7 protein-coding genes are annotated in these 6,869 nt (G+C 63.7%); 2 read left to right on the top strand and 5 right to left on the bottom strand.

Features of this window, described 5'->3' with window-relative positions; genetic code table 11:
- Positions 1-453: 453 nt before the first annotated feature.
- From P5705_RS17620 to P5705_RS17610, 3 genes are all read right to left on the bottom strand, one after another.
- Entirely contained in the window at positions 454-1,677 is a 1,224-nt protein-coding gene (locus P5705_RS17620) for an amidohydrolase family protein (protein WP_277462151.1), read from the bottom strand.
- A gap of 183 nt (positions 1,678-1,860) precedes the next feature.
- Positions 1,861-2,331 (bottom strand): cyanase, encoded by a 471-nt coding sequence (cynS, locus tag P5705_RS17615; protein WP_277462150.1) that lies wholly within the window; start codon positions 2,329-2,331, stop codon positions 1,861-1,863.
- A 29-nt stretch (positions 2,332-2,360) separates the two neighbouring features.
- Positions 2,361-3,020 carry a carbonic anhydrase gene (locus P5705_RS17610; RefSeq protein WP_277462148.1) on the bottom strand — a complete coding sequence of 220 codons (660 nt, stop codon included), beginning with the start codon at positions 3,018-3,020 and terminating at the stop codon, positions 2,361-2,363.
- Positions 3,021-3,130: 110 nt separating this feature from the next.
- Here P5705_RS17610 and cynR point away from each other — a divergent pair, with 110 nt between their 5' ends.
- The gene (gene cynR, locus P5705_RS17605) at positions 3,131-4,021 is read left to right on the top strand and encodes a transcriptional regulator CynR (RefSeq protein WP_277462147.1); all 891 of its coding nucleotides are present in this window, start codon (positions 3,131-3,133) and stop codon (positions 4,019-4,021) included.
- Between the two features lie 3 nt (positions 4,022-4,024).
- Here the strand turns inward: cynR and P5705_RS17600 are convergent, their stop codons facing one another.
- On the bottom strand, positions 4,025-4,363 hold the full coding sequence (locus P5705_RS17600; RefSeq protein ID WP_277462146.1) for a hypothetical protein: 339 nt from the start codon (positions 4,361-4,363) through the stop codon (positions 4,025-4,027).
- A 79-nt stretch (positions 4,364-4,442) separates the two neighbouring features.
- Positions 4,443-5,357, bottom strand: a complete 915-nt coding sequence (locus tag P5705_RS17595; RefSeq protein ID WP_277462145.1) for a LysR family transcriptional regulator — start codon at positions 5,355-5,357, stop codon at positions 4,443-4,445.
- Positions 5,358-5,585: 228 nt separating this feature from the next.
- Between P5705_RS17595 and lysA the strand changes: the two genes are divergently transcribed.
- Positions 5,586-6,815: a diaminopimelate decarboxylase gene (gene lysA / locus P5705_RS17590; RefSeq protein WP_277462144.1), complete on the top strand. Its 1,230-nt coding sequence runs from the start codon at positions 5,586-5,588 to the stop codon at positions 6,813-6,815.
- Positions 6,816-6,869 lie beyond the last annotated feature (54 nt).

The raw sequence follows: 6,869 nt of genomic DNA, 5'->3' as shown, positions 1-6,869 counted from the left end.
ACGGCCATGTAGGCGGGAGTTGCCATGTGTTGCTCTCCTTGCTTGAAAAATCGCCCGACGGCAATCGTATGCCGATTAGGGGAACGTCCATAAATACAAACACCATGCCACTGATTCTCCATGCTTCTAATTCAGCAAACTAAATATCAATATCACCCAATCGAGTGCACAGCGACAGATAAATAACTCATATGCTGTGCAGTTTCTTGTGTAATTGATCTTTGAATCAGAAGCATGATTTACAACACGGGAACCATAGGGAATCGGCGCCTAATTGAAAAGCCCGGTATCTTCTCGAAAACTTGAGAGAAATTTCTGGCGTCGACCATTTATCAGCAAACACCCGCCTATTCTTTCAAACTGCCCGACGACTGTCGTTACATGATTTCTGAACCTGCGCTTACCCCGAAACGGCAGTGGTACTTCGCCTGGCGCGGGAACCGTAGCCACCACTCAGAACACCACCGACCGGCGATGCTCGGCCGTCGCCACCACCCTCCCCCGCTTGAGCACCGCCAACCGCGCCGGCAGGTCGAGGATCACGTCGCTGACGCGCTGGGTATCCACCAACACCAGGTCCGCATCCTTGCCCACGGCCAGGCCATGGTCGCGCAAACCCAAGGCCATGGCCGGGTTCGTCGTGAGCATCGCCAACACCGTGGCCTGGTCATCCGCCCCGCCCAGGTGGCAGGCAGGAATGGCCAGTTGCGCGATGTTCAGCAGGTCACCCGTGCCATAGGGGGTGAATGCGTTGCGGATGTTGTTGGTGGCCAGGCACACGTTCACCCCGCCATCGCGCAAGGCGCGCACCGGTGTCAGGGTGCGGCGCACGTTGTGGCGGTCGCCACGGGCGCCCAGGTGCAGGTCGGTGGCCGGCAGGCACATCACGCTGATACCGGCCTCGCGCAGCCGCGCGACGATACGCGCCTGCCGTTCGGGCTCGACGGCCGCCAGGCTGGTGAGATGGCCGACGCACACCCGCCCCTGGTAACCCTCGGCGAGGGTCCGGCGGACCACGTATTCGATGGTCATCTGCTCGGCGTCATCGGCGAAGTCCTGGTGCAGGTCGATGTCCTTGTCATAGCGCCTGGCCAGGTCGAAGACGAAATCGATGTGCTCCAGGGGCGATACGTCGTTGTAGGGAATGCCGCCGACCACATCGGCGCCCTTCTCCATCGCCTCGACCATCATCGCCTTCATGCCGGGCAACTTGAGGATGCCTTCCTGGGGAAAGGCAACCACCTGGATATCGATGACATCGCGGAATCTTTCCCGCAACTCCAGCACCACTTCCAGGCCAGTGAAACCCTGGGCGGGGTCGAATTCGGCGTGGGCACGGACATGGGTGGTGCCGGCCTGCACCAGCGCGCGCAACACCTGGGTCGAGCGCTCGAGGATGTCTTCGCGGGTAAGCGTGGGCTTGAGCTCGGCGGTGACGGCGATCGCTTCCTTCAAGGTGCCGGAGCGGTTGGCCTTGCGCTGCATGACGTTGGCTTTTTCCAGGTGCAGGTGGCCTTCGACGAAGCCTGGGATCAGGACATTGCCGTTGCCTTGGATTTCCTGGGTTGCCGTTGCGGTGATCGTTGGGGCGATTTCAGTGATCTTGCCGTTGTGCACGGCCACATCCATCAAGGGTTTTGCATCGTCGATGCGGACATTTCTGATGATCAGGTCCATGCCGTCGTTCCTCGTAATCAGTCATTACGGTCGACACCCTGTGCTCGCGATGTCGGACAACGCGGTGGATGGCACCGGCCTTGCCGGTGTTCGCGGGGCAAGCCCGCTCCTACAGGGGTCAATAGCGTCCATGGGAATGGCCCGGCCACCCTGCTGCGGTCGGGCCATGTCCCTACGAGCGAATCAGAACGGCTTGGTCGGCAGGTACTTGCCATCCAGGGTGATCACGGCGCGGGAACCGCCTTCCGGATCGTCGACTTTCTTCACGTCCAGCTTGAAGTTGATGGCGCTGATGATGCCGTCGCCGAACTTCTCGTGGACCAGCGCCTTGAGCGTGGTGCCGTACACCTGGAGCATTTCGTAGAAGCGGTAGATGGTTGGGTCGGTCGGTATGCCACCCGCGATGCTGCCGCGCAGCGGGATGGTCTGCAGCAGGGCGATGCCGTCGGCATCCAGGCCAAGCTTGTCACCCACCACCTGGGCGGCACTGGCCGGCAGCGGGTGCTGGCCCAGCAGCGCGGCGGTGACGAAGGCTTCGGACAGGCCGGTGCCGTCAGTGATCTGGGCGAACGACAGGTCCTTGCGGGCCTTGGCCAGGAGGATGACCTCGCTCAGGGCAAGACGGGCGTTCTGGCTGATTTGCGACTGGATCATGGGGTGTCTCCTTGGGTTGAAAAACGGGTTCAGGCAACGTGCCGGGAAGGTTGGGAAACAGCACGGACTTCCGGGTTGTCCGCCAGGGGTACGAACTGGCCGGTGCGTCCGTCGAAGGCGTCGATGCGGCCGCTCTCGATGTCGTATATCCAGCCGTGCAGGGCCACGCGGCCCTCTTCCAGGGCCAGGCGCACCGAGGGATGGGTCTGGATGTTGGCCAGTTGGGCGATCACGTTCTCGCGCACCATGGCCTCGACCTTGGCGTGGGGGTTTTGATGCGGGCGGGCTTCGTTCACCACCCGGGCCGAGTCGGCGTAGCGCAGCCAACCGGCTACGGCGGGCATGTGGTCCAGGCACTTGCAGGTGGCGATGGCGGTCATGGCGCCGCAGTCGGAGTGGCCGCAGATGACGATGTCGGCCACTTGCAGCGCGGCGACGGCGTACTCGACCGAGGCCGACACCCCGCCTGGCTCAGGGCCGTAGGACGGCACGATGTTGCCGGCGTTGCGGATGACGAACAGGTCGCCCGGCTCGCGCTGGGTGACCAGTTCGGGCACCAGGCGGCTGTCGGAACAGGAGATGAACAGCGCCCGTGGGCTTTGCTGGGTGGCCAGGTCCTTGAACAGCTTGACCCGCTCAGGGAAGGCGTCGCGCTGGAACTTCAGGAAGCCGTCGATGATGTCTTGCATGGCTGATGCCTCAGTGTCGCGGTGTGTGAGGCAAAGGTTAGGCGCCGCGTAACATAAGGTAAAAGTCTCATTTATAATGCATAGCATCTGATTTTCTTATGAGATACGAAATGCTCGCCCGACATATCCAGTACTTTCTCGCGGTCGCGCAACACCACAGCTTCACCCGGGCGGCGGCAGCCCTGCACGTCTCCCAGCCCGCCCTTTCGCAACAGGTCAGGCAACTGGAGGAAAGCCTCGGGGCGCAGTTGTTCGATCGTTCGGGGCGCACGACACGCCTGACCGATGCCGGCGAGGTGTATCTGCGCTATGCGAAACGGGCGTCGCAGGAACTGCAGGCGGCCAGGCGTGCGATCCATGACGTGGGCGACCTGAGCCGTGGATCATTGCGGGTGGCGGTGACGCCCACCTTTACCAGCTATCTGGTCGGCCCCCTGGTCGAGGCCTTCCACAGCCGGTACCCGAACATCACCCTGAACCTGCGCGAAATCGCCCAGGAGCGCATGGAAGAACTGCTGCTGGCGGACGAACTGGATGTCGGTATCGCCTTCGACGAGCTCCACGCCCAGGACCTCGACACCTACCCGCTGCTGGTCGAAACCCTGGCGCTGGTGGTCGGCAGCCGGCACCCGTTGGCCCAGGCAAGCGCCATCGGACCGCAGGCTTTGAACGATGAGTCGATGATCCTGCTCAGCGCCGAATTCGCCACCCGCGAGCAGATCGAGCGCTACTGCCGCCAGCACGGTATTCGCCCGCAGGTGAAGATGGAGGCCAATGCCATTGGCGCGGTCATCGAAGTGGTGCGCAGGACAACGCTGTCGACCCTGCTGCCCGCCACCCTCGCCCTGGCGCATGCTGACCTGGCCGCCATCGCCCTCGACCCTTTGCGCCTGCAACGTACGGCCGTGCTGATGCAGCGCAGGGGTGTCTACCAGACAGCGGCGGCGCAGGCCTTCATGGCGCTGGCCAAAGAGGTGGCCGCACAGTTGGAGCGCAGCTGATGCTCAGCTCAACTGCGCAATCAGCACCGCATTGGTGTAGATCAGGCTGCCGTCGCTGGCCCGATGGCCGACCAGGTGAAACTGGCCACGCTCGTCGTTGCTCAGGTAAACACGCAGGCGACAGTCGGCCAGCGGGCCGTAGCCCTCAGGCAGGATGAGATTCAACGTGTCCATGTCGACATCCACCATCGCTTCGGGCTCGTGGCTTTGCTGCAGGCGCTCTTCGGCCTGCTCCAGCGCCGTATGGGTCGAGCCCTGGATGTCGAAGTGGATATCGCCCACCGGGGTGGATCGGCGATCGCCATTGCTTTTGCACCAGCCTTCGATCGTCAGGGTACTCATGGCCACTCCTCGTTTGATCACTGTCAAAGGGGTTGACTTCAGCGCTCCCGGAATCGTTCCAACTGGCTGCAGGGTGGCCTCAGACGCCCACTGCCAATGCGCGCTCCATCTCCCTGGCCTGCACCCGTAGCGCCTGACAGAACGGTTCCAGCACCGCCGACGCCGGGCGCAGCTCCGGTCGGATCAGCATCACCTGATACGGTACCGAGAGCCTCAAGCGCCGCATGGGCAGCCCACCCTGCCCGGCCTCCAGCCCGCTCAGCGGGTTGATGATCGCCACGCCCAGCCCCTGGCGGACCATGGCGCACACCGAGGCGGCGCTGGTGGTCTCGATCACCGTGCGCCGGTTCACCCCAGCCTCGCGAAAGTGTCGGTCCAGCTGTTGCCGGTAGCTGTCCAGGCTGGCCAGGTTGATGAAGTCGACCTCATGGAAGTCGTGCAGCTCGAGCACCGGCTTGGCCAGCAACGGATGCTGCTCGGGCAACACGCAGACCATGTCGGCGCTGAACAGCAGTTCCCCGACCGCGCCCCTTGGCACCTGCGCGGTTTCGGTCAGGCCGAGGTCGTGCTGCTGGGCGACCAGTGACTCTTCCAGCAGCGGCGATTCCTGCGCGGTGATGCTCACGCTGACGCCCGGGTGTTGCTGGTGGAACGCTTTGCAGGCCTTGGGCAGCAAGGTTTGCGAGAACAGCGGCAAGCAGGTGATGGCCAGCCGGCCCTGTTCGAAATTGCGGATGGCCTGGGCGAAGCGGTCGATGCGTTCGAGGCCGACGAAGGCGCGCTCGACTTCCTCGATCAGCAGCAAGGCCTGGGCCGTGGGCACCAGCCGTCCGCCTTCGCGCTCGAACAGGGTCAGGCCGGTGACCTGCTCCATGCGCGCCAGTTCGCGGCTGACCGTGGGCTGCGAGGTGAACAGCAGGCGGGCGGCGCCGGTGACGCTGCCGGCGGCCATGATGGCGCGGAACACTTCGATGTGGCGGATGGTGAGTTTCATGGGGGCATGCAACACCTGAACGTTTGGCAGGGACCTGTAGGAGCGGGCTTGTCCCGCGAACACCGGCAAAGCCGGTGCCATCCACCGCGTTGCCGGTGTTCGCGGGACAAGCCCGCTCCTACCGCAGTCGAATGTATATCAAATACGGATGACCTTCTGAAAATTAGCTATTTTTATGAATCATCCAACTCGCTCAAGATCGGTGTATCCATTACAAGGAACACCACCATGACCACCCCCCTCCTGGCCCAGGCCGTTCGCCAGCACGGCTCCCCGCTGTGGGCCTACGACGCCCAGACCATCCACCAGCGCATCGACCAGCTCCTGCAGCACTTCGACACGGTGCGTTTCGCGCAGAAGGCCAACCCGAACCTGCACATCCTGCGCCTGATGCGCGAACGTGGCCTGGTGCTCGATGCCGTGTCGCTGGGGGAGATGGAGCGGGCCTTCGCGGCCGGGGCAGTGGTGGATGGCGAACCGGCTGGCGTGGTGCTGACCTGCGATGTGCTGGACCAACCGACCCTGGCGCGGGTGGTCGACACCAAGATCGAGGTGAACGCCGGCTCCATCGACATGCTCCGCCAGCTGGGCGAACGTTCCCCCGGGCACCGCGTATGGCTGCGCATCAACCCCGGTTTCGGCCACGGCCACAGCCGCAAGACCAACACCGGCGGCGAGAACAGCAAGCACGGTATCTGGCACGAGCAGTTGCCCGAGGCGCTGGCCTGCGTGAAACAGTTCGGCCTGCACCTGGTGGGCGTGCACATGCACATCGGCTCAGGGGTGGACTACCAGCACCTGGAACAGGTGGCCGGCGCCATGGTCGAGCTGATCGGCAAGCTGGGCATGGACATCGAGGCCTTCTCCATCGGTGGCGGGCTGTCCACGCCTTACCGTAGCGACGACCAGCCGGTGGACCTGCAACGCTACGCCCGCACCTGGGCGGTGGCACGGGCGGAGGTCGAAGCCATGCTCGGCCACCCCGTGCGCATGGAGATCGAGCCCGGGCGCTACCTGGTGGCGGAGTCGGGGTATCTGGTGGCCGAGGTGCGCGCCGTCAAGCAGATGGGCGGCAAGCACTACATCCTGGTCGATGCGGGCTTCAACGACCTGATGCGTCCGGCGATGTATGGGGCGTACCACCGCATGAGCCTGTTCGATGCCGTGGGCCGGCCTGTGAGTCGCCCGCTGCAACCGACCGTGGTGGCCGGGCCGCTGTGCGAATCAGGAGACGTATTCACTCAGAACGATGAGGAGCTGACGCCCCAGGAGCTGCCCGAGGCCAAGGTGGGCGACCTGCTGGTGATTCACGATGCGGGAGCTTATGGCGCGTCCATGTCGTCGAACTACAACAGCCGGCCGTTGTTGCCTGAGTTCCTGATCGAGAACGACAGCTTGCGCATGATCCGCCGGCGACAGACCGTTCAGGAGCTGCTGGCACTGGAGCTGAATCTATAAGGCCTGTAGGAGCCGGCTTGCCGGCGAACCCAGGCACCGCTGTGGATGGCACCG

The organism is Pseudomonas entomophila (assembly GCF_029478665.1).
Lineage (GTDB): Bacteria > Pseudomonadota > Gammaproteobacteria > Pseudomonadales > Pseudomonadaceae > Aquipseudomonas > Aquipseudomonas entomophila_F.
This window is presented reverse-complemented; position numbering and strand designations above follow the sequence as displayed.

What these genes read in the sequence shown, in the direction of transcription:
- P5705_RS17620 (WP_277462151.1), bottom strand. Translation starts at nt 1,677, where the DNA reads ATGGACCTGATCATCAGAAATGTCCGCATCGACGATGCAAAACCCTTG.
- cynS (WP_277462150.1), bottom strand. Translation starts at nt 2,331, where the DNA reads ATGATCCAGTCGCAAATCAGCCAGAACGCCCGTCTTGCCCTGAGCGAG.
- P5705_RS17610 (WP_277462148.1), bottom strand. Translation starts at nt 3,020, where the DNA reads ATGCAAGACATCATCGACGGCTTCCTGAAGTTCCAGCGCGACGCCTTC.
- cynR (WP_277462147.1), top strand. Translation starts at nt 3,131, where the DNA reads ATGCTCGCCCGACATATCCAGTACTTTCTCGCGGTCGCGCAACACCAC.
- P5705_RS17600 (WP_277462146.1), bottom strand. Translation starts at nt 4,363, where the DNA reads ATGAGTACCCTGACGATCGAAGGCTGGTGCAAAAGCAATGGCGATCGC.
- P5705_RS17595 (WP_277462145.1), bottom strand. Translation starts at nt 5,357, where the DNA reads ATGAAACTCACCATCCGCCACATCGAAGTGTTCCGCGCCATCATGGCC.
- lysA (WP_277462144.1), top strand. Translation starts at nt 5,586, where the DNA reads ATGACCACCCCCCTCCTGGCCCAGGCCGTTCGCCAGCACGGCTCCCCG.